This window comes from Pseudomonas kitaguniensis, from assembly GCF_009296165.1.
GTDB lineage: Bacteria > Pseudomonadota > Gammaproteobacteria > Pseudomonadales > Pseudomonadaceae > Aquipseudomonas > Aquipseudomonas kitaguniensis.
In genome coordinates this window covers 24158-48679 of record NZ_VUAZ01000105.1, presented here as the reverse complement: position 1 = coordinate 48679, position 24522 = coordinate 24158, and the positions used below count along the sequence as shown (strand labels likewise).

Genomic DNA, 24522 nt, shown 5'->3' with positions numbered 1-24522 from the left:
GCCCTATGCGCGCCATACCGCTCCTTACGTTTTTGCTCAGTGGTTGTTTTGCACTCCCCGCCCATGCCGATGAAGCCCAAAACTGGCTGACTCGACTTGGGCGTGCCGAGCAGCAGCAAAGTTTTAAAGGCACGTTTGTCTACGAACGCAACGGCAGTTTCTCTACCCATGACATCTGGCACCGCGTCCAGAATGGTCAAGTCCGTGAGCGGCTTTTGCAACTCGACGGTTCTGCCCAGGAAGTCGTGCGTGTAGATGGCCGGACGCAATGCGTCAGTGGCACCTTGGTTGCCGGCCTGGGTAATTCGCCTGAAGCGCCTTCGCGCGCACTTGATCCAAAAAAACTAACTCAATTTTATGAACTTGCCGTCATTGGTAAATCTCGCGTGGCCGGCCGGAAAGCGGTAATCGTATCGATCACTCCGCGCGATCCCTACCGCTATGGTTTTGAGTTGCACTTGGATCGTGAAACAGCGCTGCCGCTTAAGTCCCTGTTGCTCAATGATCAGGGGCAATTGTTGGAGCGCTTCCAGTTCACGCGACTGAACACTTCGCCACCGCCCTCTGATGCAGACTTGCAGCCTACGGGCGATTGCGCACCGGTAGCGCTCTCGACCAGCAAAGCGCTTGAAGTGCCCGCTACCCAAGTGTGGCATCTGGATTGGCTGCCTCCTGGTTTCCAGCTTACCAACAGCATTGCGCGCAAAGATCCCCACACCAAGTCGACTGTCGACAGCTTGATGTTCGAAGATGGGCTTGCGCGTTTTTCGGTGTTTGTTGAATCAACTGACGGCGCCACTGTGAATGAAACACGCACGCAGTTGGGCCCGACGGTTGCGGTGTCTCGCCGCCTTAACACCGTCGATGGCGAAGTAATGGTGACGGTTGTGGGGGAAATCCCGATCGGCACCGCCGAGCGCATTGCACTGTCGGTGCGTGGCGAAAAGGCAGTCACCCACCAGTGAATTGTTAATCCTGTGTTCATCCTGACCTTTCAATCTGAGCGTGTGCTTGGTCGAGTGCTGAGAGCATGAAATTTCTGGATCAGTATTTTCACTTGCAAAAATCCCCCATGTTTTTTATAGGTCAGGGCTTAACGGCGCTGGCCTTGTTTTGTTCGCGGAACAAAAATGCCGGTCGCAGTTTTCGGCGTTTCTTGAACCCTGTCGCTCAACCCTGCTCGTCGTAACGGGAGCTGTATGTCGATACCACGTTTGAAGTCTTACCTATCCATAGTCGCCACGGTGTTGGTGCTGGGTCAGGCCGTGCCCGCGCAAGCGTCGAACTGCCTGACTTCACCCAATTGGTGGAGCAAGCATCGCCTGCGGTGGTAAACATCAGTACCACGCAAAAACTGCCGGATCGCAAAGTCTCGAACCAGCAGATGCCGGACCTTGAGGGCTTGCCGCCGATGCTGCGCGAGTTCTTCGAGCGTGGCATGCCGCAGCCGCGTTCCCCGCGTGGCGGTGGTGGCCAGCGTGAGGCGCAGTCCTTGGGCTCGGGGTTCATCATTTCTCCCGATGGCTACATTCTCACCAACAACCATGTGATTGCCGACGCTGACGAGATTCTCGTGCGCCTGGCTGATCGCAGCGAGCTGAAAGCCAAGCTGGTGGGCACTGACCCGCGTTCCGATGTGGCTTTGCTGAAAATCGAAGGCAAAGATTTGCCGGTATTGAAACTCGGTAAATCCCAAGACCTGAAGGCGGGGCAATGGGTAGTGGCGATCGGTTCGCCGTTTGGTTTTGACCATACCGTGACCCAGGGCATCGTCAGCGCCATCGGTCGCAGCCTGCCAAACGAAAACTACGTGCCTTTCATCCAGACCGACGTGCCGATCAACCCGGGTAACTCGGGTGGTCCGCTGTTCAACCTGGCGGGTGAAGTGGTCGGGATCAACTCGCAGATCTACACCCGCTCCGGTGGTTTCATGGGTGTTTCTTTCGCCATCCCGATTGACGTGGCCATGGACGTTTCCAATCAACTGAAAAGCGGTGGCAAGGTTAGCCGTGGTTGGTTGGGCGTAGTGATTCAGGAAGTGAACAAAGACCTGGCTGAGTCCTTCGGCCTCGATAAGCCGGCCGGTGCACTGGTCGCGCAGATCCAGGATGACGGCCCGGCTGCCAAAGGTGGCCTGCAAGTGGGTGACGTGATTCTGAGCATGAATGGCCAACCGATCATCATGTCGGCAGACTTGCCGCACTTGGTAGGCGCGCTCAAGGCGGGCAGTAAAGCCAAGCTGGAAGTGATTCGTGAAGGTAAACGCCAAAGCGTAGAGCTGACGGTCGGTGCCATCCCGGAAGAGGGTGCTGCCCTGGATGCTTTGGGCAATGCAAAGCCTGGCGCCGAGCGCAGCAGTAACCGCCTGGGCATCGCCGTGGCTGAGCTGACGGATGAACAGAAGAAGAGCTTCGACCTTAAAAGTGGCGTTGTCATCAAAGAAGTGCAGGACGGCCCTGCCTCTCTGATTGGCTTGCAGCCGGGTGACGTGATCACGCACCTGAACAACCAAGCCATCGACAGCACCAAACAGTTCACCGACATCGCCAAGGCGCTGCCGAAGAACCGTTCGGTGTCGATGCGGGTTCTGCGTCAGGGCCGCGCAAGCTTCATCACCTTCAAGCTGGCCGAGTAATCCGCTAGCCTGTAACCCGGTAACAACAAAAAGCCCCGCCTTCGGTTAACGAAGGCGGGGCTTTTTTGTGGGTGAAAGTTTTAGCTCATCATCCCTTTGACCAAGCGTTCCTGTTCGATCAGCTCGCGTTGGCGTGCGTCAATGCGCGAGGACAAGGGGAAGTTGTTGCCTGCCCGGCGCTTGGCAAAGTCCAGTTGCTGAATGGCTTGCTGGAAATCGCCCACCAGCGCGAAGTACTCGGCGCGGGCTTGATGCAAGCCGATGATATTGCCGGACAAGCCGCGCGTTTCGGCGACCTGGTACCACACGTCCGGATCATCAGGGCGCGATTTGAGCAGGGCATCCAGCGCCTTTTCGGCATCGGCGGTGCGGTTCTGCTTGAGCAGCAAGTCCACTCGCACCTGGTTCAACGGATAGTTGCCAGGGTACTGGGTGAGCATCTGATCGGTGCGTTGCTGCGCATCGGGCAAGCGGTTGTTGGCGATGTCCAACTCGATCTGCGCCAGGTTGTAGGTGATGTCGTTGGGTGCCTTGGCCAACAGCGGCTGCAAGCTTTCGCGCGCCTCTTTGTACTGCGTGCCTTTGATCTGGGCGATGGCCAAGCCATAACGCGCCACATCGTTTTTCGGGTTCTCGTCCAATTGCGCCCGGAAGCGCTTGGCGGCGAGGCCTGAGGTGTCTTCGTATTGCAGTTGCACGCGTGCGCGAATCAGTTGATAGCGCAAGCTGTCTTCCTTGCCGCCGGCTTTGGCTTGCTCTGCGCGGTTGCGGGTGTCGGCGATACGCGATTCGGTCACCGGGTGAGTCAGCAGGAACTCCGGCGGCTTGGCGTCGAAACGGTATTGGCGCATCAGGCGTTCGAACATGGTTGGCATGGAGCGCGGGTCGTAACCGGCCTTTTCCAGATTGACGATGCCGATACGGTCAGCCTCCTGCTCGTTCTGGCGCGAGAACCGGCGCTGCTCCTGAATGGCCGCCGCCTGGCTGCCGGCAATCGCGGCAATACCGGCATCACCGGCGCCCGCTGCGGCAGCGATGATGCCGCCGAGCAGCGCGGCCATCATCGGGAGCTGCATGCGCGACTGCGCTTCCACGCCACGGGCAAAGTGGCGCTGGGACAAGTGGGCCAATTCGTGGGCGAGTACCGAGGCATATTCACCCTCGGTTTGTGCATTCAGAAACAAACCGCCGTTAACCCCCACGATGCCGCCGGGTGCGGCAAACGCGTTGAGCTGCGGGCTGTTGATCAGGATGAACTCCAGGCGCCGGTCATTCACCTGGCTGGTCTCTACCAGCTTGTACACGCTGGTTTCGACGTAATCCTTGAGCTGTGGGTCATTGAGCTGCGAGACCTGGCCCCGCAAGTAGGCCAGCCATGCGCGGCCCAACTGATATTCCTGTTGTGGCGAGACAATGGCAGAACTGGCGTCGCCAAGTGACGGCAGGTCGTCAGCGAAGCCTGGAGAGGCCAGCAGGCAGGCCAGCGTCAGCAGGGTGGGGCGCAAAAAAGTCATGCACAGGGCCTTTCGACAAAGAGCTTACTGTAGCCGGACACTGAGCGTGGGACCAGATATTCTAAGCACCCCAAACGCCTGCCCGGAGTAAAACCATGACTGACGCTGTAGCCTTTGATGCCGAACTCGATGCCAGTGGCCTCAATTGCCCGTTGCCGTTGCTCAAGGCCAAGCTGGAGCTGAACCGGTTGGCCAGTGGTGCGGTGCTTAAAGTGACCGCCACGGACGCGGGCTCCCAGCGCGATTTCCGCACGTTCGCCAAGTTGGCCGGGCATACCCTGTTGCACGAAGACGACCTCGCCGGTGTGTACCGTTATTGGTTGCGCAAGGCCTGAGCCGTTTGCCCCACCACCCGAGGTTAATTGATGTTCAAAGTGTTACGAGACTGGATTCAGCGCTACTTCTCGGATGAAGAAGCCGTGGTGCTGGCCGTTTTGCTGTTCCTGGCCTTTAGCGCCGTACTCACGTTAGGTGGGATGTTGGCGCCGGTGTTGGCGGGGATGGTGCTGGCGTACCTGATGCAAGGCTTGGTCACCACCCTGGAGCGTTTGCGTTTGCCGGGCGGGGTGGCGGTGGGGCTGGTATTTGCAGTGTTCATGGGTGTGCTGGTGGTGTTTATCGTGGTGGTGTTGCCCCTGCTGTGGCATCAATTGATCACCTTGTTCAACGAGCTTCCGGGCATGCTCGCCAAGTGGCAATCGCTGTTGCTGCTGTTGCCGGAGCGCTATCCGCACCTGGTGTCAGACGAGCAGGTATTGCAGGCCATCGAGCTGGCACGCGGCGAGATCGGCAAGTTCGGGCAATGGGCGCTGACCTTTTCCCTGTCGAGCCTGCCGCTGCTGGTCAACATCATGATCTACCTGGTGCTGGTGCCGATTCTGGTGTTTTTCTTCCTCAAGGACCGCGCAATGATCGGCCGTTGGGTCAGCGGTTACCTGCCGCGTGAACGCGCGCTGATTACCCGGGTGGCCGAGGAGATGAACCGGCAGATCGCCAATTACATCCGCGGCAAGGTCATTGAAATTGTTATCTGCGGGGGCGTCACTTACATCGCCTTTATAGCCTTGGACCTGAACTACGCGGCGCTGTTGGCACTGCTGGTGGGCGTGTCTGTGGTGGTGCCGTATGTCGGCGCGGTGGTGGTGACGGTGCCAGTGACGTTGATCGCGTTGTTCCAGTGGGGCTGGAGTGACCAGTTTATCTACCTGATGGCGGTCTACGGGATCATCCAGACCCTGGACGGCAATGTGCTGGTGCCACTGCTGTTCTCGGAGGCGGTCAACCTGCACCCGGTGGCGATCATCTGCGCGGTGTTGTTGTTTGGCGGGTTGTGGGGTTTTTGGGGGGTATTTTTTGCGATCCCCCTGGCGACGCTGTTCAAGGCCGTACTGGATGCGTGGCCACGGCGAGAGCCGGTTGTGGCGCCTTTGTTGTAACACAACCTGGCTGCGGCGAGTGGGCCTGCTATAGCAAGCCGGCTCGCCACAGAGGGAATTCAAGCCTTGTTCAAAGCCTGCGCCGCTGCCAGCACGGCATCCACATGCCCTGGCACTTTCACGCCGCGCCATTCCTGACGCAGCACGCCATCCTGGTCGATCAGAAAAGTGCTGCGATCCACGCCCAGGTATTCCTTGCCGTACAGTTTCTTCAGCTTGATCACATCAAACAGCTGGCAAACCGCTTCGTCTTTATCGCTGATCAGCTCGAACGGAAACTCCTGCTTGCCCTTGAAGTTTTCGTGGGACTTCACGCTGTCGCGCGACACGCCGAACACTTCTGTATTGGCGGCCTTGAACGCTGCGTACTGGTCACGAAAACCCTGGCCTTCAGTGGTACAGCCCGGGGTGCTGTCTTTCGGGTAGAAGTAGATCACCACTTGCTTGCCCTTGAGGGCGGCGAGGCTGAAGGTCTGGCCACTGGTGGCCTGGGCTTCGAAGTCGGCCACGGGTGTGTCGATCGCTACCGGCATGAGTACTTCCTTACATTGGGTTTTGTGGGCGCCAAGGCTCGATCAGTGCGTCGAGGTTCAAGGCATCGGCGAAATCCAGGAACTGGTCACGCAGCCAACTGATCTGCACGCCTGCCGGCAAGGTCACGGTGAACGTGGCATTGAGCATGGTGCCGCCGGTTTGCGGGGCCTGATAGGTGTCGCAGGTCAGGTTTTCGAGCTCGACGTTGTGGTCGATAAAAAACTGGCACAGCTCGTTGACGATGTCCGAGCGGTAAGCCGAGCTGACATACGCTACATAAGGCAGGGCCTGTGGACGATTTTCCAGCGCGGCGCTGCGTACCACGTTAACCGTAAAGTCGTGCTTCTTGGCCAGGCCCGGCAAGCCGGTCTCCAGGCGCGCCAGGGCGTCCCAGGTCCCGGAAATCTGCAGCACCAGCGCACTGCACTCGCCATGGCGAGTCAGGCGCGAGGTTACAACGGCGCAGCGATTTTCATGGCTGGCGCGGCACAGGACGTTGGTCAGCTCCATGGGGTTGGCGCCGAGGGCACTGATAACAAGGAATTGTTCGCGAACTGTGGGGGTGGACATGCAGCCTTCCTAAACGATGAGCGGTCGATACTGTGCGGGCCGTATCGATCAAAGCATGAAGGGTAGCGAAAAGCGTCGCCAAGGGATAGGAGGTGGCGTTTTCATTGCGTGATCGGTCTGATTTCAACGTGCTTCAGAGCAGGCTTTGGCCCAATGATGGCATTGCCCGTCGTTTAGTTGATCGAGAACGCGTCCTCAGGCGGTACTTCGCTTGTACAAGCATCTTGGCGCCAGTACCATTACGGCTCTCTTTTTCCGGCAGGAGCGGTTGCATGATTGCGGGCAGTATGGTGGCACTGGTCACACCCATGGATGCACAAGGTCATCTCGACTGGGATAGCCTGGGCAAACTGGTGGACTTCCACCTGCAAGAAGGCACCAACGCCATCGTGGCGGTCGGCACCACAGGTGAATCGGCCACGCTGGATGTGGAAGAACACATCAAGGTGATCGAATTTGTGGTAAAGCGTGTCGCGGGTCGCATCGCCGTGATCGCCGGTACGGGCGCCAACTCGACGCGTGAAGCGATCGAGCTGACCAAAAACGCCAGGAAAGCCGGCGCCGATGCCTGCCTTCTGGTGACGCCGTACTACAACAAGCCGACCCAGGAAGGCCTGTATCAGCACTTTCGCACCATTGCCGAAGCGGTTGATATTCCGCAGATCCTCTACAACGTACCCGGCCGCACTGCTTGCGACATGCAGGCGGCGACCGTGATCCGTCTGTCCAGCGTGCCGAACATCATCGGTATCAAGGAAGCCACCGGCGACCTGCAACGTGCCAAAGACATCCTGGCCGGCGTGAGCAGCGACTTCCTGGTGTATTCCGGTGACGATGCCACGGCTGTCGAGCTGATCCTGCTGGGTGGCAAAGGCAATATCTCGGTGACCGCCAACGTCGCTCCGCGTGCCATGAGCGAGATGTGCGCCGCCGCCATCGCCGGTGACGCCGTAACCGCCCGTGCCATCCACGAGAAGCTGATGCCGCTCAACAAAACACTGTTTATCGAATCCAACCCTATTCCCGTGAAATGGGCGCTGTTTGAAATGGGCTTGATGCCGGACGGTATCCGTCTGCCGCTCACCCGGCTCAGCGAAGCCTGTCACGAACCGCTGCGACAGGCCCTGCGCCAGTCCGGCGTCCTGGTTTAATTGAGGAAGCACTACGCATGAAGCGATTGGCCGGACTTTCCGCACTTGCCTTGATTATCTCCAGCACCAGTGGCTGCGGTTGGATTTGGGGCCCGGATGGTTACTTCCGTGACCGCGGCAGCGATTACCTGGAAGCACAAGCAACCAAACCGATGCAACTGCCGCCGGACGTCAATGTCGCCAAGCGCCTTGACCCGTTGCTGCCTATTCCGCGCAACGTCGCCGACGACACCGCCAAGGGTGAGTACGTGGTGCCACGCCCACAGCCGATCACGGCCGTGGCGGACGCCAGCGACTACAGCCTGCAAAAGAGCGGCGACAACCGCTGGATCATCGCGCAACGCCCGCCTGCCGAAGTCTGGCCGGTGGCCGTGCAGTTCTTCCAGGACAACGGTTTTCGCATTGACCAGCAACGCCCGCAGACCGGTGAGTTCACCACTGCATGGCAGCGCAGCAGCGAACTGTCCGCTAACATGGCCCAGCGCCTGCAGGCGAGCGGTGTAGCCGCCGACAGCGAAGCCCGTGTGCGTGTACGCATCGAGCCCGGCGTGCAGCGCAACACCAGTGAAGTCTATGTGGTCAGCGCCGAGCGCCCAGCCGGCAGCACCGCCAACGTCGACTTCACCCCGCGCTCGGTCAACCTGGGCGTTGACGCCGCGTTGGTCGACGAAATGCTGGCCAGCATGAGCCGTATCTCCGAGAAGGGCGGTTCCGTTTCCCTGCTCGCCGCACGCGATTACGACACGCCTAACCGCGTCAGCCTCACCGAAGACGGCAGCGGCAACGTGGTGCTCAACCTGGGTGAAGACCTCGACCGTGCCTGGGCCAGTGTAGGTCGCGCGCTGGAGAAGGGCCCTTGGCGCGTTGAAGACATCAACCGCAGCCTTGGCCTGTACTACATCAACGTGGCTGAAAAAGCCGTGAAGAAAGACGAAGAGCCAGGTTTCTTCGGCAAACTGTTCGGCACCACGCCGACCAAGGAAGAAGTTGAAACCCGCGCCGAGCGTTACCAGGTTCGTTTGAGCAAGGTTGGCGAAAGCGTACAAGTCACCGTCGAGAAAAACATCAACACTGTCGCGCCAGCTGAAACAGCGCGCAAAGTGTTGGGCGTGATTCAGGACAACCTGGGCTGATCCGATGCGTTTTGCCGTTCTCGGCAGCGGTAGCCAAGGGAACGGCACGCTGGTCGCACATGACGACACGTATGTGCTGGTGGATTGTGGTTTCTCGTTAAAAGAAACGAGCGGCGCCTGTTGCGTTTGGGGGTTCACCCCTCGCAACTGAGCGCGATTCTGGTAACCCACGAACATGCCGATCACGTGCATGGCGTGGGTTTGCTGTCTCGGCGCTACAATCTTCCGGTATACCTGAGTCGCGGCACCTTGCGCGGGATGCGCAAACCCATAGAACCCGCAGGTTTCCTGGCCGGTGGCGAGCAGCTGCAAATTGGCGCGTTGAGCATCAATGTGATTGCTGTGGCGCACGACGCACAGGAGCCGACACAGTACGTATTCAGTGACGGTGAGCGACGTTTCGGCGTGCTCACCGACCTGGGCTCCTACTGCGCCAAGGTGCTGGACGGTTACCGCGACCTCGATGCATTGATGATCGAGTCCAACCACTGCCGAGACCTGCTGGCGCGTGGGCACTACCCGTACTTTCTCAAGCAACGGGTGGGCGGCGAGCTGGGGCATTTGAACAACCACCAGGCCGCGTACCTGGTGTATGAGTTGGGCTGGCAAGACCTGCAGCACCTGGTCCTGGCCCACCTGAGCAGCAAGAACAACCTGCCGACGCTTGCCCGGCAATGTTTTGTCGACACCCTTGGGTGCGACCCGGACTGGCTGCAATTGGCCGATCAAGATTCAGGGCTCGACTGGCGACACATCGCCTAGCCCACCTCACTCAAAGCGGAGCCCATCATGGAAAAACGTGAAGAACTCTACCGCGGCAAAGCCAAGTCGGTGTACAAAACCGACGACGCCAACCGCCTGATCCTGCTGTTTCGCAACGACACCTCGGCGTTCGACGGCAAGCGCATCGAACAGCTTGATCGCAAAGGCATGGTGAACAACAAGTTCAACGCCTTCATCATGCAGAAACTCGAAGCGGCCGGCATCCCGACCCAATTCGACAAACTGCTGGGCGACACCGAATGCCTGGTGAAAAAGCTCGACATGATCCCGGTCGAATGCGTCGTGCGTAACTACGCCGCCGGCAGCCTGGTCAAACGCCTCGGCGTGGAAGAGGGCCTCAAGCTCAACCCTTACACGTTTGAGCTGTTCCTGAAGGACGACGCCAAGGGCGACCCGTTCATCAACGAATCCCACGTTGTGGCCTTCGGCTGGGGCACCGCCGAGCAACTGGCGCGCATGAAAGAGTTGTCCCTCAAGGTCAACGAAGTGCTGAGCAAGCTGTTCGACGACGCGGGCCTGTTGCTGGTCGACTTCAAACTGGAGTTCGGCGTGTTCCACGACGCTCCATCGTCCTGGGCGATGAATTCAGCCCCGACGGCTGTCGCCTGTGGGACAAAGACACCAAGAAGAAGATGGACAAAGACCGCTTCCGCCAAGGCCTCGGTGACGTCATCGAAGCCTACGAAGAAGTCGCCAACCGCCTCGGCGTACCGCTTTAATCGACGCAAGCATCTGATAGAACGGAAAAAAATCGCTTTTGGGGTTTGCTTCCGCGAAACACACTGTTATGATGCGCGCCGTTGGAGAGATGCCAGAGTGGCCGAATGGGACGGATTCGAAATCCGTTGTACCTTCACCGGTACCTAGGGTTCGAATCCCTATCTCTCCGCCATATTTAGCTAGTTAGATTAATGAATCACTTAAAACGTGATATCGAAATTTTACTAGTAGTTGCAAGGTGATCCAGCAGCGATCACATGAAGCCCGCATAGTGCATTAGTGCCTTGCGGGCTTTTTTTATTTCTCTTGCCAAGGGTAGAGCAGAGCATTTGTTGTGATGAAGCCCTTGCTTCATGCCAGATCGCGTATCCTCTTTGATCTGCTAGCTCCACAGTGCCAACGACGCGTTAGTAGAACGGGCGGCTAGCTGCTATCCCTGCAGATAGTGAGTTGACGCGACACTTAGGAATCAATGGTTGGTTCGCAACTCCCCAAAAGCCTTGTGGTATCGTAGGGTGACACCTATTTTGCAGACAGTTCGATCCTGCCAAATATGTCAAATAATTCCCCGTCAGTCAGGTGATAGGCGGCGCGTTCAGGGCGCGAACCTACTAGAGAACCCCGAACTTATGAGACCTCCAAAGCAAAATGTTGCGAAAACCAAGGACGAAATTGCAAATGCGGAGGCTCAAATCGTTGAGCTATCTAAGCGAATCGAGTTCTATCTGACCGAATACTCGGTTGAGCTTTTGGCTGGGAAGGTTCGGAATGGAGAATTTGTAGTCCCTTCATATCAGCGAAGCTTCACTTGGGAAGATGATCGTAGATCACGCTTCATCGAGTCCCTTCTTCTGGGCTTGCCAATCCCGTTTCTTTTTTTCTGGGAGATGCCAGACGGCAGGCTAGAAATCGTCGATGGGTCTCAGCGTCTGAGGACGATTGAGCAGTTTGTGCACGGTGATTTTCGCTTAGGAGATCTTGAGAGCTTGACTAAGCTATCAAATTTCTCATTTTCAGAATTGCCAGAGTCTCGCCAGCGAAAGATCAACAATAGGTCAATTCGCGGCATCGTTTTGAACGAGCATGCTGATGAGCAAGCTCGCTTCGACCTGTTTGAACGAATTAACACGGGCAGCAAAATAGCTAATCATGCTGAGGTACGTAGAGGAGCCTTAGCAGGGGGATTCATGAGTCTTATCATTGAGCTCGCCGAAGATCCTCGACTTAAAAGGCTCGCTCCCGTTTCTTCTAAAGACGAGAAAGAAAGAGGTCGCGAAGATTTAGTGACCCGACTTTTTGCTTATGGCGATGGATTGGACGGCTATAAAGATCGTCCTTCCGAGTTTCTATTTGAATACGTCAAAAAAATGAACGAGCGGGTGGCTGCTGATCAGAGTCTAACGCAGCAATATCGTGATGAGTTTGGTGTAGTAATAGATTTTGTGGGGAGAGTGTTTCCTAACGGATTTAGGAAAACCTCCACTGCGAAGGCAACTCCTAGGGCGAGGTTTGAAGCGATAGCGATTGGTACGAAATTGGCGTTGGCTGATGACCCTGCTCTTCGCAACGCTCAGAACATAGATGTCCAGTGGTTAGATATCCCTGAATTCAAAGTCGTGACTGGTTCTGATGGGGCCAATGCTGTTGCCCGTCTACGCGAGCGAATTAGATTTGTACACCAACGTCTGCTAGGCAATTAATCATGGAAGAACTTAACGCCGCATTTGAGGAGCGATTGGCCGAGGTAGAGGAATATCTGGAATTTTTGAAATTACTTCAAAAAAGTATGCAGGCAGGGCCACCGAAATTTTCGGGTACTGAACACGTGATCAATACCCAGCAGCAAAAAATTCTTTACGCTGGCGTTTATTTGCAACTTTATAATCTAGTCGAGTCCACAATGACCAGGTGCATAGATTTTGTTGCTCAAAGCGCCTTTAGAGACGCTACATGGCGTCCTAGCGATTTGAGTCAGACACTATTCCGCGAGTGGATAAGGTTGACTGCTAGGACTCACACCGAGTTAACCCCCGAGCATCGACTGGACCATGCTCTAACCCTTTGTGGTCTTCTCGTTTCCGCATCACCACTCACGGAGTTTTCCATTGAAAAAGGTGGTGGCGGAAATTGGGACGATAATGAAATTGAAGCGATGGCAACCCGGCTAGGTTTTCAGCTCAATGTGAGTCAAGCTGTATATAGTGATGTAAAACGGAAATTCAGAGATGACCTTGGTCCCTTAGGGCTGGTAAAAAAGCTTAGAAATAAGCTTGCGCATGGCTCGATTTCGTTTACGGAAAGTGCAGAGGCGGAGACCGTGGGCCGTCTGATTGATTTAAAAGACCAGACTGCGAACTACTTAAAAGAGGTGATAGCTTGCTTTGGCGGCTATGTTGAACGATATGAGTTTCTTATCCCTGAGCGGCGTCCAGCTTGAATCAGTCAGTTAATTTTAGCGGCGTTTGTGCTCCGGCTATAACGGCTATTGATTTGTTTTGTGGCGTTGGTGGTCTTACGCGCGGACTAATCGATGGTGGTGTCTCTGTTACGGCAGGTGTTGATATTGACCCTGACAGTAGATATCCATTTGAAAAAAATAACTCAGCCGTTTTTTTAGAACGTGATGTCAGTCAGCTAAAAGGAGATGACCTCAGGGCATTTTATAATGGCTCTGGAGCAACCCTTTTGGCAGGATGCGCCCCTTGCCAGCCATTTTCTACTTACAGCAGAAGTGGGCGAAATAGCCAATATGAAGCACAGTGGCCTTTAGCCCTTGCATTCGGAAATCTGGTAAATGAGTTAAAGCCGGATTTAGTGGCGATGGAAAATGTGCCGCAGCTCGCGGACCACCCTGTATTTCAAGATTTTGTAAATAGCCTGATTGGATATCACACATGGTGGGGCGTAGTAGATTGCTCGTTATATGGTGTTCCTCAAACACGTAAGCGATTGGTGCTGCTTGCCTCGCGTTTAGGAGATCAAAATCTTAAATTGATCCCTACTCACGATGAGGCGGTTACAGTTAGGGATGTTATCGGCAGTCTTCCAGCCTTAGTAGCTGGGGGTAGGGATCCTAGCGATGCACTTCACTTTGCGTCCTCGCTCAGCGATCTAAATCTACAAAGAATAGAGGCCTCAGTGCCGGGAGGTACTTGGCGAGACTGGCCTGAATCTTTGCAGGCGGCGTGCCATAAGAAGGCTACTGGGGCGACATACCCTAGTGTTTACGGCCGGATGGAGTGGGATAAACCAGGACCAACTATAACCACGCAGTGTTTCGGATATGGTAATGGCAGATTTGGGCATCCGGTACAAAATCGGGCTATATCTCTTAGAGAAGCTGCAATGCTTCAAACATTTCCAGCTAACTATCAATTTGCTCCATCAGGTACGCCGATTAGATTCAATAAAATGGGGAGACTTATAGGTAATGCGGTTCCGGTAAGATTGGGGGAGGTGATCGCCCAGACACTAATATCACACGTAAAAACGTGCCGAGAAGGTAGTCTTTTTTGATTTTGTCTTACCGGGATTTCCAAAAAGCGCATGAAAAGACAGTTTCTGATTACATCCGCTCGCAGACATCCCAAGGATGTATTTTGTCGAGGGCTTTCTCCTTGGGCTTTGTCGCGGGAGATATCCGATAAATTAGTCAGAAAACTCCCGAATGCTCTTCTGGCTTTAAGGATATCTTGGGCTTTTGGTAGTTTTGCAGGGTTGCGCTAGGTAACACAGGACGCTAACCTTCCGCCGTCGCCCTCATGGCGACCGGTTTTGACAGACCGATGTACAGGTGTACGACCTCCATACGATTACAGGCTTTTTCTGCTGTGACGTCGTTTTATGGCGGCTGTGCGTGGGGCATCTTCGGGTGCGCCGGGTCCTGTATACCGGTCTGTCAACCCGCGCATAGCTGCCACCTGTTCCTGTTTGACAGCAGGATGTGACAGCTCCCATTGCATACAGGAGCTACACAATGAACATGACCAAGCTCGATTCAGATTCCGAGTTTCCTCCCCGTAAAATCTTCAACGTAGGCGCAGACATCGGCACCGAAGAAGCCCTGGCAAACGCCTCCGAAATCCTTTCATCCGCACTGCAAACCGCCTATCAATGCGCCGAAGATCCGCACAGCACGCAGTCACCCGTAATCATGGGCTTGGCGCAATTGATCGAGAATGCCCAAGCGCTGGTGCATTCTGTGCTTGAGCGTGATTTCCCGGCAGATAAGCCAAGTAAATAATGACCTGCATCTGAAACTGAAAAAGCCTGCTGAGCTCGATGCTCAGCAGGCTTTTTAGTCGATACTGTCTCCGGGAAACTCACGGATTGAGTAATCGCGCTCGCATCTCGCGCCATGCGAAACCTTTCACGTCGCCTGGCTTAAGTGGCAAGAGCGTTCAGAACATGCACCGGGTCGTTATGAATGGCTTTTAACAATGCCTTTGCTGGCCCTGTTGGATCACGACGGCCCTGTTCCCAGTTGCGTAGCGTGCCGAGCTGAACGTCAATCAAGGCTGCGAACTTGGCTTGGGTCAGCCCTGTTGCTTTACGAATTTCTTTAACCTGCATCGCATCAACATGGAATTCGCGGGAAGGTTCACGCTCCCCGCGCAGGACTTCGTTCATCTCTTGAACGCTCTCCATCAGCTCATCAAAAAACTTGCTCATCGCTATCTCCAGTGCTCGATTGCAGCTTTCAACGATTTACGCTCGTCAGCGGTAAGGTCTTTAACGCGACGGGTGAAGCTAGAAGTCTCGATGAAAATCATCGCTAACGTACGCCAATGGCTTAGTTTTCAGCAATGCTAATCCCTCGCTCCCTCGCCTGCATCCGATGAGTTGTAAGTGGTTTTCTCTAACCTTGATGCCTTGATACGGCATTTCGAGCTAGGCGGTTGGAGGCGGCTCGCGGCACCCCTTCAATGCGTTGAATTTTCCAATCTCCGCTATTAAGCATAAAAGCCCCGAAGCTGAGTAAGCGACGGGGCTTTCGGTGCTGTAGTTTTTACATCGGCTGATTAAGCAGGTTGCGCCACCACGTTATTACTAACGCTACGCCCCAGCACAAGCACGGTTACAAAACCGCAGCCGACCAGCACCGTGGCCAAACTCAGCAGCACCGAGCTGCCCATCTGATCAACAATCCGTCCGCCGAAGAATGAGCCCAAGGCAATAATCACTTGGAACAAGGCGACGAACAGCGGCATGCCGCGTTCGACGTCCTTGGGCGCTACGACGAACATCCAGATGCTGGCGCAGGCCGGGAAGGCGCCGAAGGCGAAGCCCCAGAGGGCGATCAGCATGGCTGCGCCGGTCATGCCGGTGGCGAAGTAGGGGAACAGGGCGGTGCTGGTGCCGATCATCAGCGCGACCAGCAGCAGGGTGTAACGCACGCTGCGGTTGGCGGCGAACCCGGCAAAGATGTTGCCCGCTACGCCAGCCACGCCGAACAGCAATAGCAGTGAGCCGATGGTCGGGCCGTCGAAGCCGGCGCTGTTTTTGAAGAAGGGTGCGACGTAGGTGTACGCGGCAAAGTGCGCGAGGCCGATCAGCAGTACGGCGATCAAGCCGACTCGGGCTTGCGGGTTGATAAACAAGGCCGGCAGGTCGCGGATCTGAATGGCTTTTTCCGGGGTGAGGCGGGGCAGCAAAAATATCTGCGCCAACAGCACGGGTATGCCCACCAGCGCGGTGACCAGGAAGGTCATGCGCCAGCCCATCAGGCCGCTGAGCCAGGTGCCGACGGGCACGCCCAGAACGGTGGCCAGGGTCACACCGACCATGATGATCGAGGTGGCTTGTGCAACGCCCACGCCCTTGGGCGCCAGGCGGCTGCTGAGGGCGATGGCGGTCGCCCAAAAACCGCCGATGCTGATGCCCAATAGTACGCGGCCGAACAGCAGCAGGCTGAAGTCGCTCGCGTAGGCCACGACCGTGTTGGCGACGATCATGATCAGCGTCAGGCTGATGAGCAGATAACGGCGGTCCATCGCGCCAATGAACACCGACAGCAATGGCGCGGCGAGGGCGGCCATGATGCCGGGCAGCGTGACCATCAGGCCGGCGTGGCCGGCACTGATGCCGAGGTCGCTGGCGACGTCGTTGAGTACGCCCACCGGTAGAAATTCGCTGGTGACTAAGGCGAAGGCGCCCACGGCAACCGAGAGAATCGCCAGCCACTGCTGTACGACACTTTGTTGGCTATGTTCGGGGCGGCCGCTTGGGGCGGGGCTTGCGCTTGGCATTGTGTTGGGTTCCGGGGGGAGGGCGCCTGACTGCAGGCGTGGGGACAGGAAAATAGGCGGCGATTATATAAATGGGTTTCGGCAATCAACTAGGCCGTCGTTTTGATAGTCACCATCAGTGCAATCAATTCGACCCCTCTGAGGGGGTTGGCCGCGCTATTACGCTTGTCTTACATGCTTCTCCAACATTGCCTACAGCGCACGCGTTGCGAGCCTCTGCGTAACTGATTACCTTGGGCTCAACGGTTTTTCAGGTAGAAATTCCCACACTGCAAAGGAAATGCATCATGAGCAAAAATACGAAAAAGACCTCCGGCAAAATGGCGACGTTGGCAGCAGAAGTGCTGAGTAATCCAAACGCCTCAGCCATCGCCAAAAGCCTTGCTGCCTCAGCGTTGGCCCAGAGTGGTACCGACAAGCAGACGAGTGCGCACATGGAAGAAAAAGCCGGGAAGGCGCTTCAGAGCGATAAATACAGTGCGGGTACGAAATCCCTGGCTGCCTCGGTGCTCTCCCAAGCCAACAGAGAGCGGGGCAACTGAATACACGTAGTTATCGTGCACCGTTACGCAGCAAAGCCCCGTAGGCGGTAAGCCTTGGGGCTTTTTCATTGTCGGGCGTTGCTATGTTGATGATAGGTCTCGTGCTAATTACTTAGCGTGTATCAGGTGGCAATTGCCCAAGGGCTGACCGTGCCTCCACGCTTCATCTGCTACACCTTTTCGACGCGCTGCGGCGCATGAAATGACCGCCAAAATACGTCAATGAATAGCGACGTGATCACCCATCTTTGAGCGCTTGATTCGAAGGCGCTTCGCCCACTCAATACACCGCTAAAGTCCTTGCTACGCTGGCCGAAACACTCTCATACGATGTCGTATGCCTAATAAAAGAGAGCGCCAAAATGTCACTTCGCAGCCTGTCCATCGCCCGCCGTGCGGGTCTGGGTTTTGCCTTGATTGCTTTGCTCGTGGCCATGCTTGGGTTCTTCGCACTTTCCAACATGGCGAGCATTCGCGAAAGCGCGGTGCAGGTTGAAAGCGGTCTGGTGCCGAAGATGCGGTTGGTGTCTGACATTCGCGAAATAATGCTGCGCATTCGTACGATCTCTTTGCGTATGGCGCTCGACCCCAACCCTGCGAGCATGCCGCAATACCGCAGCCAGATGGACACGCGCAGCCAGGACCTGACGAAAAGGCTGGCTGATCTCAATGCCGTGATCGACACGGCTGAGGTGCGTACGCTCTACGACCAGTTCCTGGTTTCTTTGCGCCAGTACCAGCAGGGGCTCGCGCAGTCCTTTGTGCTCGCCGACAAGCAACAGGGCGCCGAGCTCAACAAGTTGTTGCTGGTGGACATGAAAACCGTGGTCGATGGCTCTGGCAGCCAGTTGAATGCCTTGGCGGACTACTACAACGCGCAGATTAACCAGCAGGGCCAGGCGGCTGAGTCGCAGTACAGCCGCTCGCGCACCATGGTGTTCGGCTTCGTGATACTCGCGGGCTTGAGCACGGTGGCCTTGGCCTGGTTGCTGACGCGCAGCATTGTCGGTCCGTTGGGGCAAGCGATGCGCGCGGCGGAAAACGTGGCGCAGGGTGATTTGACCCAGACCGTGCAAGTCACCGGCAACGATGAAGTGACCCGTTTGCTCGTGGCGCTGCAAAGCATGCAGGGTAGCCTGCGCAGCACCTTGCAACTGATTCGGCAGTCGGCCGGGCAAATGGCCGCTTCCGCCACCGACCTCAACGGTATTACCGACCAGAGCAGCCGTAGCCTGCAACAGCAGACCGCAGAAATTGAACAGGCCGCCACAGCGGTCAATGAGATGACCTCGGCCGCTGAAGAGGTGGCACGCAATGCGGTCTCAACCTCCGAGTCAACCCGGCTCTCCAATGAAACAGCGCGTGAAGGCCAGCACCGTGTCGGCGAGACAGTTACCGCGATTCAGGCACTGAGCAGCAATATCGGGGAAACCTCGATTCTGGTGCAAAACCTCGCCGAGCAATCGCGCGATATTGGCAAGGTGCTTGACGTGATTCGCTCCATCGCCGAGCAGACCAACCTGCTGGCGCTGAACGCCGCCATCGAGGCTGCGCGTGCCGGTGAGTCTGGCCGTGGGTTTGCGGTGGTGGCTGATGAGGTGCGGGCGTTGGCTCACCGTACGCAGCAATCGACACTGGAAATCGACCAGATGGTGACTGCCATGCGTACCGGCTCTAACCAGGCGCTGACGTCCATGCAGTCGAGCACACAGCGTGCTACCGACACCTTGATTCTCGCCGAAGGGGCGGGCGGCGCGTTGAGTCAGATCACCGACTCCATCGACCAGATTTACCAGCGCAATCTGGTGATCGCGAGTGCCGCCGAGGAGCAAGCGCAGGTGGCTAAGGAGGTGGACCGCAACATCGTGAATATCCGTGATTTGTCGGCGCAGTCGTCTTCCGGTGCAGGGCAAATCAACGGTTCCAGCCATGAGCTGGCGCGTTTGGCGGTGGAGCTGAACCAGGCAGTGGCGCGGTTTCAGCTGTAGCCTGTCAAGGGGCGACCGCGCGGGTGTCGGGCACTAATTCCAACACCCGATTGCGGCCACCTTCGGCCAACAGATAGGTGCCCCGACCGGTCGCGACGATGGACTGCGGCGCCTTTAAAAACGTAAGGATGGTGCGCTGTTTTCCCTCCGGGCTCACCAGCAGTAACCTTGCGCGGTGGGTCGAGTCTTCATTGATCCACAAGCCGCGTTGGTCGCACATCAAGAACGTCGGTTTGTTCAAGCCTGCCAGCACCACCGGGTCACTGCCGCTATCGGTCAGTTCGCGCACCACGCCCTTTGCCTTTTCTGTGTAGAGCATTCGTCCATCGGTGCAGCGCGTGATGGACTCGCCTTCGTGCAGTTGGTCGCGCAGCACGGTCAGCGATTGGTCGCTCCAGCGATAGCGCAGGATTCGCCCGTCTTGCTTGCGGTCTTCGATGGCGTAGAGGTCATCGCCCTCGACCCACAAGCCTTGTACGTTTTCGCCGCGAAACAGCTCAGTGACCACGCCATCCTTCAGAAAGTTGACGGGTGCGTTACCGGTTTCCTGGCTGAACACCCATCCACCGCGAGCAGCGAACATGCCGTCAGGTTTGGACAGGTTGGCCACCACCACTTCACGGTGCCCATCGGGGTGGATGCGCACGATGCTGCCTTGCGCATCGTCGAGTTCCTGGCTGACCATCAACGAGCCGTCCGGCAATGGCATCAGCGAGGCGGCTTTTGGTACATCGCGGTGCACCGTCTTGACACTCCAGCCGGCTGCCGCGCTGACGGGGTAAAAACTTTGCCAGGCGAAAAAGCCCAAGGCTGCAATGCCCATCACGCCGAGCAGGCTCAAGCCCCACCGCAGAGGCCTATACAAAAAAACGGTGCCCTTCACATTTATCTTCCTTGTTTATTCATCGCGTCGTTATTTTGTAAAAGCGTCGCGTAATCCTGCCCGCCGTAAAACACCCCGAGGATCGATACGGTTTTTATCTCGCAGCCCACTACAAAGGCGATGACAGTGGTGCGCCGATAGTGAGTGATACGCAACGTGGGGTGCAGGTCATCACGGGGGCTACCGCGTAGGGGAAACAACGAAAGGTTTTCGCAGTAGTTGATCAGGTTGTCGATAAAGCGCGCCGCTACGTGGGGGCAACCGGCGTCGCTGATGAAATTTTCAAGGGCGTCCAGTTGCGCCAGTGCCTCAGGCGAAAAGACTACCGAATGACTCACGCTTTATCGGTGCCTTTGCGTTGACGTTTGGCCTCCATGTGTTCGCGAACCTGAGTGGCGGATAGCGCCCGGCAAGGGTCAGCCTTGAGCGCGGCGGCGGCGGGGATAACCTGATCACGCAGCCAGTCTTCCATGGCACGATCACGCGCCAGCAACGCCCTCAGGCCGTCGCGAATAACTTCACTTTCGGTCGCATATTCACCGGCCGCCACCTTGGCTTTGACCAATGCCGCCATTTCGAGTGGCAAGGTAATGCTCATTTGCTGGGTTGAGCGCATTTTAACGTCCGCAGGCGATGAGTAGGATTCAATCCTACTCGACCATTGGCGTGTTGCAAGAAGCAACTGACCGATGTGGCTACCCGGCGTGTCATCGTCTGCCCAAAACGAGAGTGGGTTCTGGCAAGTTTCCATGTGCGTGTGTCTCTCCGATTGCGTCATTCAAGCCGCAAGTATTGACGCTTTTTCGCAACTGTGTGGCGCCGGCCGGCAAATAACCTACTGATATGTATGACTTCATATTTGAAGTAGGGTTATTAGCCCCCGCGGCCCCAGCCACGCATGGCGCCCGGTGACCGTCCATACGATAATGCCCGCCACATCGACCACACTGGCCCTTTCCGTGATCATCAACTTCGACCTCAACGACCTCCAAGCCTTCCGCGCCGTGGTAGACAAGGGCAGTTTTCGCGGTGCCGCCGAGGCGATCCGTATTTCGCAGCCCGCGCTCAGCCGGCGTATCGAAAAGCTTGAGTCTGCGCTGGATGTAAAACTCTTCGAGCGCACCACGCGGCGCGTCAGCCTGACCATGGTTGGGCGGGCGTTCCTGCCGCAAGTCGAGCGCATGCTCGATGACCTCGACATTGCCTTGATGGGCATCAGCAATGTCGCGTCCACGCGTATGGGCAACGTCACCATTGCCTGTGTGCCGTCCACCGCCTACTACTTCATGCCCCATGTGATCTCTGCGTTTCACACGCTGTACCCGAAGATTCGCCTGCGCGTGCTGGATGCCAGCGCGGGCGAGGTGTGCAATGCGGTGGAGAGTGGTGAGGCGGATTTCGGCGTGAGTTTCAGCGGCAGCTTGTCCGATGAAGTGGAATTCGAGCTGCTGTTGCAGGAGCGCTACGTGCTGGCGTGTCGGCGTGATCATCCGTTGGCCGAGCGTGAAAGCGTGGCCTGGGCCGAGGCCTATGAGCACGACTACATCACCGTGGATAAAACCTCGGGCAATCGCTTTTTGCTCGACCAGGCCTTGCGCGGTGTACGGGTGAAAAAGCCGAGTATCTGCGAGACGCACCACGTGACCACGATGATTGGGCTGGTGGAGGCGGGGTTGGGCGTGGCGATGGTGCCGTCGATTGCGATGCCGGCGGGCACGCACCCGATTCTGGTGAGTGTGCCGCTGGTGGAGCCGCAGGTGATGCGCAATGTGGGCTTGATCAAACGCCGCGGGCGGACCTTGCCGCCAGCGGCGCTGGAGTTGGAGCGGTTAGTGCGGGAGATGCCGTTTCGGTCAGCGTGATACCGAGTCCAGGCCGGTGGATTGCACCACCGGTTGCGCCTCGGGCGACGCCATAAATTGCAGTAGCGCCTTGGCCTGCGCCGGGTGTTCGGCGTTAACCGGAATGCCGGCGGCAAAGCGCGTCACCGATTGCACGTCTTCCGGGATCTTGCCAACGTACGTCACGCCCGGCACCGGCAACAATTCCGCGACCTGCTGCAAGCCCACCTCGTACTCACCCTTGGCCACCACTGAAGCCACCGGGATGCGTTCGATCATCTTGCCTTTGGCCGGCATGCCGAGTTTCTTGAACAGCTCCTGCTCGACATACACGCCGCTGGCGCTGTCCGAATACGCCACAGACTTGGCTTGGCTCAGCACCGCCTTCAGTTCGGCATCGGTGCCGATCGCAGGTTTGGCTGCGCCTTGCTTCACCACCATGCCGATGCGCGAATCCGCCAGTTCCACGCGCGAGGCCTTGTCGACCTTGCCCTGTTTGATCAAGTCATCCAATGCGTAGCCGACCATGATCACCACATCAGCGTGTTCGCCACGTGCCAGGCGGTTGGGAATCGCTTCCGGCGCCTTGCCCATTGACGGGCCGAGGAAGGTCTGGAGCGTATCGCCGCTTTGCTTGGCGTATTGCGGGCCGAGCAATTGATAGGCGGCAGTAAAACCGCCCGAGGTCATCACCTTGAGTTCTTCCGCCTGTGCCGTCAGCGCCAGGGCGCCGAGGGCCAGGGCCGTCAGTGCGTTGCGCAGCGCGCTCATCACGCCGCCCCCTGCATCACTTGCCCACGGGCGTTAGCGCGGCGATACAGCGCAAGGGTCGAGCACAGGGCGCACAGCGCGGCAAACATCATCCAGTAGGCCGGTGAGGCCTTGTCTTCGGTGATGTGAATGAACCAGGTCGAGATCGCCGGGGTGAACCCGCCAAAAATCGCGGTGGCCAGGCTATACGCCAGCGAGAAACCCGCCACGCGTACTTCCACCGGCATGATTTCGGTCAGTGCCGGGATCATTGCGCCGTTGTACATGCCGTACAGGAACGAGAACCACAGCAGGGTTTCGAGCATGTGCGCGAAGCTCGGCGCGTTCACCACATACGACAGCGCAGGGTAGGCGGTGAGGACGGTCAGCGCGGTCATGGCGACCAACACCGGCTTGCGGCCGAAGCGGTCGCTCAAGGTGCCGCCAATCGGCAGCCAGACAAAGTTCGACACCGCCACCAGCAGCGTCACCAGCAGGGCATCCGAGGTGCTCAGTTTCAATACGGTTTTGCCGAAAGTCGGCGCGTACACGGTGATCAGGTAGAACGCGGTGGTGGTCATGGCCACCATCAGCATGCCGCCAATCACCATCGTCCAGTTTTTCGCCAACGTGGCCAGCACTTCGCGCATGGTGGGGCGATGCGTGCGGTTGGCGAACTCTTCGGTTTCCTGCAGGTTACGGCGCAGCACGAAGATGAACGGGATGATCACGCAACCGACGGCAAACGGAATGCGCCAGCCCCAATCGGCAACCACCGCAGGTTCCATCCACACGTTCAGGCCATAGCCAAGTGCAGCGGCGACCACGATGGAGATCTGTTGGCTGCCCGATTGCCAGCTGGTGTAGAAACCCTTGCGGCCTGGCGTGGCCATTTCGGAGAGGTAAACCGACACACCGCCCAGTTCCGCACCGGCCGAAAAGCCTTGCAGCAAGCGACCCAGCAATACCAGCAGCGGTGCCCACAGGCCGATGGTTTGATAACCCGGCACCAGCACGATCAACAGCGTGCCGCTGGCCATGATCGACAAGGTCACGATCAACCCTTTGCGGCGACCGACATCATCGATGTAAGCACCCAAGATAATCGCGCCGAGTGGACGCATCAGGAAGCCGGCGCCGAACACGGCGAAGGTCATCATCAATGACGCGAACTCATTGGCGGCGGGGAAGAACGCTGCGGCGATGTAGGTGGCGTAGAAGCCGAACAGAAAGAAATCGAACTGTTCGAGGAAGTTACCGGAAGTTACGCGGAAAACCGCACCAACTTTCGAGCGGGCAGAATCGGGCCGGGAAGGGCTAGTCATGGTTTTGTGTCTCCAGCGTTCTTTTTAAAGTGCTTGTTTCGCTTAAGACCGCGGATAGTGGCTGACACATTTAGAAATGATAAGTGAGTAATTTGGATGGATTGATGCGTGCAGGCTATCAATCCAGCCACACCTCCAAAATCCCGCGCCTGATCTATGCTTGAAATGCTGATCAATGCTTGATGAAGGGAGGTGCCAATGGCTGACGAACACAAACCGCATGATGAGCCCACGCGCGAGCAACCCCGGCAGCGTGAGGAAGAAAAGCCCCAGACCTGGAAGCACCCGGACGACGGCACGGAGCTTTCCGAGCAAGATCAGGAGCGCCCGCTCAAACCCTGATCGCCCCAACCCGCTCGATCGCTCGCCATCCTACGAGCCGAACTCAGTCAAATGTGGAAGCGGGCTTGCTCGCGATGGCGGCACCTCGGACCATCAGGAACACCCAGTTGATGCCATCGCGAGCAAG

General features: G+C 57.2%; 23 protein-coding genes, 1 tRNA gene and 3 pseudogenes. 17 read left to right on the top strand and 10 right to left on the bottom strand.

Features of this window, described 5'->3' with window-relative positions; genetic code table 11:
• The first annotated feature begins 5 nt into the window (after positions 1-5).
• Both F0169_RS17720 and F0169_RS17715 read left to right on the top strand, forming a co-directional pair.
• Entirely contained in the window at positions 6-965 is a 960-nt protein-coding gene (locus F0169_RS17720; protein WP_152747201.1) for a MucB/RseB C-terminal domain-containing protein, read from the top strand.
• A gap of 234 nt (positions 966-1199) precedes the next feature.
• Positions 1200-2635: pseudogene (locus F0169_RS17715) on the top strand (DegQ family serine endoprotease).
• A gap of 80 nt (positions 2636-2715) precedes the next feature.
• Here the strand turns inward: F0169_RS17715 and F0169_RS17710 are convergent.
• On the bottom strand, positions 2716-4149 hold the full coding sequence (locus F0169_RS17710; protein WP_122249445.1) for a M48 family metalloprotease: 1434 nt from the start codon (positions 4147-4149) through the stop codon (positions 2716-2718).
• A 95-nt stretch (positions 4150-4244) separates the two neighbouring features.
• On the opposite strand from F0169_RS17710, the gene F0169_RS17705 reads away from it, so the two are divergent.
• Both F0169_RS17705 and F0169_RS17700 read left to right on the top strand, forming a co-directional pair.
• Complete coding sequence (locus F0169_RS17705; RefSeq protein WP_058413286.1) at positions 4245-4484, top strand: sulfurtransferase TusA family protein; 240 nt, start codon at positions 4245-4247, stop codon at positions 4482-4484.
• Positions 4485-4514: 30 nt separating this feature from the next.
• Positions 4515-5585 carry an AI-2E family transporter gene (locus F0169_RS17700; RefSeq protein ID WP_058413285.1) on the top strand — a complete coding sequence of 357 codons (1071 nt, stop codon included), beginning with the start codon at positions 4515-4517 and terminating at the stop codon, positions 5583-5585.
• Between the two features lie 59 nt (positions 5586-5644).
• Here F0169_RS17700 and F0169_RS17695 read toward each other — a convergent pair whose 3' ends face one another.
• A complete protein-coding gene (locus tag F0169_RS17695) occupies positions 5645-6118 on the bottom strand; it encodes a peroxiredoxin (RefSeq protein WP_058413284.1) in 474 nt (157 codons plus the stop codon).
• A 10-nt stretch (positions 6119-6128) separates the two neighbouring features.
• On the bottom strand, positions 6129-6689 hold the full coding sequence (locus tag F0169_RS17690) for a glycine cleavage system transcriptional repressor (protein ID WP_003172487.1): 561 nt from the start codon (positions 6687-6689) through the stop codon (positions 6129-6131).
• Between the two features lie 272 nt (positions 6690-6961).
• Between F0169_RS17690 and dapA the strand changes: the two genes are divergently transcribed.
• The 9 genes and pseudogenes from dapA (at position 6962) to F0169_RS17645 (ending at position 14719) form a co-directional block, all read left to right on the top strand.
• The gene (gene dapA, locus F0169_RS17685) at positions 6962-7840 is read left to right on the top strand and encodes a 4-hydroxy-tetrahydrodipicolinate synthase (protein ID WP_099240152.1); all 879 of its coding nucleotides are present in this window, start codon (positions 6962-6964) and stop codon (positions 7838-7840) included.
• Between the two features lie 17 nt (positions 7841-7857).
• Positions 7858-8973 (top strand): outer membrane protein assembly factor BamC, encoded by a 1116-nt coding sequence (gene bamC / locus F0169_RS17680; RefSeq protein ID WP_058413282.1) that lies wholly within the window; start codon positions 7858-7860, stop codon positions 8971-8973.
• A gap of 4 nt (positions 8974-8977) precedes the next feature.
• Positions 8978-9735: pseudogene (locus F0169_RS17675) on the top strand (MBL fold metallo-hydrolase).
• A gap of 27 nt (positions 9736-9762) precedes the next feature.
• A pseudogene (gene purC / locus F0169_RS17670) lies at positions 9763-10475 on the top strand (phosphoribosylaminoimidazolesuccinocarboxamide synthase).
• Between the two features lie 83 nt (positions 10476-10558).
• Positions 10559-10648: transfer RNA gene (locus F0169_RS17665), tRNA-Ser, on the top strand.
• 457 nt (positions 10649-11105) lie between these two features.
• Entirely contained in the window at positions 11106-12176 is a 1071-nt protein-coding gene (locus F0169_RS17660; protein ID WP_152747200.1) for a DUF262 domain-containing protein, read from the top strand.
• 2 nt (positions 12177-12178) lie between these two features.
• Entirely contained in the window at positions 12179-12913 is a 735-nt protein-coding gene (locus tag F0169_RS17655; protein WP_152747199.1) for an MAE_28990/MAE_18760 family HEPN-like nuclease, read from the top strand.
• A complete protein-coding gene (locus F0169_RS17650; protein WP_152747198.1) occupies positions 12910-13992 on the top strand; it encodes a DNA cytosine methyltransferase in 1083 nt (360 codons plus the stop codon). The genes F0169_RS17655 and F0169_RS17650 overlap by 4 nt, the downstream gene beginning before the upstream one ends.
• Before the next feature lie 460 nt (positions 13993-14452).
• The gene (locus tag F0169_RS17645; protein ID WP_241679140.1) at positions 14453-14719 is read left to right on the top strand and encodes a DUF6124 family protein; all 267 of its coding nucleotides are present in this window, start codon (positions 14453-14455) and stop codon (positions 14717-14719) included.
• 140 nt (positions 14720-14859) lie between these two features.
• On the opposite strand, the gene nadS is transcribed toward F0169_RS17645, so the two are convergent.
• A complete protein-coding gene (gene nadS, locus F0169_RS17640) occupies positions 14860-15147 on the bottom strand; it encodes a NadS family protein (RefSeq protein ID WP_034118626.1) in 288 nt (95 codons plus the stop codon).
• A 350-nt stretch (positions 15148-15497) separates the two neighbouring features.
• Entirely contained in the window at positions 15498-16724 is a 1227-nt protein-coding gene (locus F0169_RS17635; RefSeq protein WP_058411087.1) for an MFS transporter, read from the bottom strand.
• 287 nt (positions 16725-17011) lie between these two features.
• Here F0169_RS17635 and F0169_RS17630 point away from each other — a divergent pair, with 287 nt between their 5' ends.
• The gene (locus F0169_RS17630; RefSeq protein WP_152747197.1) at positions 17012-17266 is read left to right on the top strand and encodes a hypothetical protein; all 255 of its coding nucleotides are present in this window, start codon (positions 17012-17014) and stop codon (positions 17264-17266) included.
• A gap of 362 nt (positions 17267-17628) precedes the next feature.
• Complete coding sequence (locus F0169_RS17625; protein ID WP_152747196.1) at positions 17629-19254, top strand: methyl-accepting chemotaxis protein; 1626 nt, start codon at positions 17629-17631, stop codon at positions 19252-19254.
• A gap of 4 nt (positions 19255-19258) precedes the next feature.
• Here F0169_RS17625 and F0169_RS17620 read toward each other — a convergent pair whose 3' ends face one another.
• The 3 genes from F0169_RS17620 to F0169_RS17610 form a co-directional block, all read right to left on the bottom strand.
• On the bottom strand, positions 19259-20077 hold the full coding sequence (locus F0169_RS17620; RefSeq protein ID WP_152747227.1) for an SMP-30/gluconolactonase/LRE family protein: 819 nt from the start codon (positions 20075-20077) through the stop codon (positions 19259-19261).
• Between the two features lie 62 nt (positions 20078-20139).
• Positions 20140-20475, bottom strand: a complete 336-nt coding sequence (locus F0169_RS17615) for a type II toxin-antitoxin system RelE/ParE family toxin (RefSeq protein WP_172979470.1) — start codon at positions 20473-20475, stop codon at positions 20140-20142.
• A complete protein-coding gene (locus tag F0169_RS17610) occupies positions 20472-20753 on the bottom strand; it encodes a ribbon-helix-helix domain-containing protein (protein ID WP_152747195.1) in 282 nt (93 codons plus the stop codon). Before F0169_RS17610 ends, F0169_RS17615 begins: the two co-directional genes overlap by 4 nt.
• Before the next feature lie 343 nt (positions 20754-21096).
• Between F0169_RS17610 and F0169_RS17605 the strand changes: the two genes are divergently transcribed.
• Complete coding sequence (locus F0169_RS17605) at positions 21097-21999, top strand: LysR family transcriptional regulator (protein WP_058411276.1); 903 nt, start codon at positions 21097-21099, stop codon at positions 21997-21999.
• Here F0169_RS17605 and F0169_RS17600 read toward each other — a convergent pair.
• Together F0169_RS17600 and tcuC are read right to left on the bottom strand one after the other, a co-directional pair.
• Positions 21991-22749, bottom strand: coding sequence for a substrate-binding domain-containing protein (locus F0169_RS17600; RefSeq protein ID WP_152747193.1), 759 nt, complete (start codon positions 22747-22749; stop codon positions 21991-21993). The two genes, F0169_RS17605 and F0169_RS17600, sit on opposite strands and share 9 nt — an antisense overlap.
• Positions 22749-24053 (bottom strand): MFS transporter, encoded by a 1305-nt coding sequence (gene tcuC / locus F0169_RS17595; protein ID WP_058411081.1) that lies wholly within the window; start codon positions 24051-24053, stop codon positions 22749-22751. Before tcuC ends, F0169_RS17600 begins: the two co-directional genes overlap by 1 nt.
• Before the next feature lie 198 nt (positions 24054-24251).
• Between tcuC and F0169_RS27435 the strand changes: the two genes are divergently transcribed.
• Positions 24252-24395 (top strand): hypothetical protein, encoded by a 144-nt coding sequence (locus F0169_RS27435; RefSeq protein ID WP_172979468.1) that lies wholly within the window; start codon positions 24252-24254, stop codon positions 24393-24395.
• The last annotated feature ends 127 nt before the right edge of the window (positions 24396-24522 follow it).

Coding starts and splice junctions, on each gene's coding strand:
- tcuC (WP_058411081.1), bottom strand. CDS start 24,053: ATGACTAGCCCTTCCCGGCCCGATTCTGCCCGCTCGAAAGTTGGTGCG.
- F0169_RS17700 (WP_058413285.1), top strand. CDS start 4,515: ATGTTCAAAGTGTTACGAGACTGGATTCAGCGCTACTTCTCGGATGAA.
- F0169_RS17695 (WP_058413284.1), bottom strand. CDS start 6,118: ATGCCGGTAGCGATCGACACACCCGTGGCCGACTTCGAAGCCCAGGCC.
- F0169_RS17710 (WP_122249445.1), bottom strand. CDS start 4,149: ATGACTTTTTTGCGCCCCACCCTGCTGACGCTGGCCTGCCTGCTGGCC.
- F0169_RS17645 (WP_241679140.1), top strand. CDS start 14,453: ATGAACATGACCAAGCTCGATTCAGATTCCGAGTTTCCTCCCCGTAAA.
- F0169_RS17630 (WP_152747197.1), top strand. CDS start 17,012: ATGAGCAAAAATACGAAAAAGACCTCCGGCAAAATGGCGACGTTGGCA.
- F0169_RS17600 (WP_152747193.1), bottom strand. CDS start 22,749: ATGAGCGCGCTGCGCAACGCACTGACGGCCCTGGCCCTCGGCGCCCTG.
- F0169_RS17690 (WP_003172487.1), bottom strand. CDS start 6,689: ATGTCCACCCCCACAGTTCGCGAACAATTCCTTGTTATCAGTGCCCTC.
- F0169_RS17625 (WP_152747196.1), top strand. CDS start 17,629: ATGTCACTTCGCAGCCTGTCCATCGCCCGCCGTGCGGGTCTGGGTTTT.
- F0169_RS17635 (WP_058411087.1), bottom strand. CDS start 16,724: ATGCCAAGCGCAAGCCCCGCCCCAAGCGGCCGCCCCGAACATAGCCAA.
- F0169_RS17655 (WP_152747199.1), top strand. CDS start 12,179: ATGGAAGAACTTAACGCCGCATTTGAGGAGCGATTGGCCGAGGTAGAG.
- F0169_RS17705 (WP_058413286.1), top strand. CDS start 4,245: ATGACTGACGCTGTAGCCTTTGATGCCGAACTCGATGCCAGTGGCCTC.
- bamC (WP_058413282.1), top strand. CDS start 7,858: ATGAAGCGATTGGCCGGACTTTCCGCACTTGCCTTGATTATCTCCAGC.
- F0169_RS27435 (WP_172979468.1), top strand. CDS start 24,252: ATGGCTGACGAACACAAACCGCATGATGAGCCCACGCGCGAGCAACCC.
- nadS (WP_034118626.1), bottom strand. CDS start 15,147: ATGAGCAAGTTTTTTGATGAGCTGATGGAGAGCGTTCAAGAGATGAAC.
- F0169_RS17610 (WP_152747195.1), bottom strand. CDS start 20,753: ATGCGCTCAACCCAGCAAATGAGCATTACCTTGCCACTCGAAATGGCG.
- F0169_RS17720 (WP_152747201.1), top strand. CDS start 6: ATGCGCGCCATACCGCTCCTTACGTTTTTGCTCAGTGGTTGTTTTGCA.
- F0169_RS17660 (WP_152747200.1), top strand. CDS start 11,106: ATGAGACCTCCAAAGCAAAATGTTGCGAAAACCAAGGACGAAATTGCA.
- dapA (WP_099240152.1), top strand. CDS start 6,962: ATGATTGCGGGCAGTATGGTGGCACTGGTCACACCCATGGATGCACAA.
- F0169_RS17620 (WP_152747227.1), bottom strand. CDS start 20,077: ATGGGCATTGCAGCCTTGGGCTTTTTCGCCTGGCAAAGTTTTTACCCC.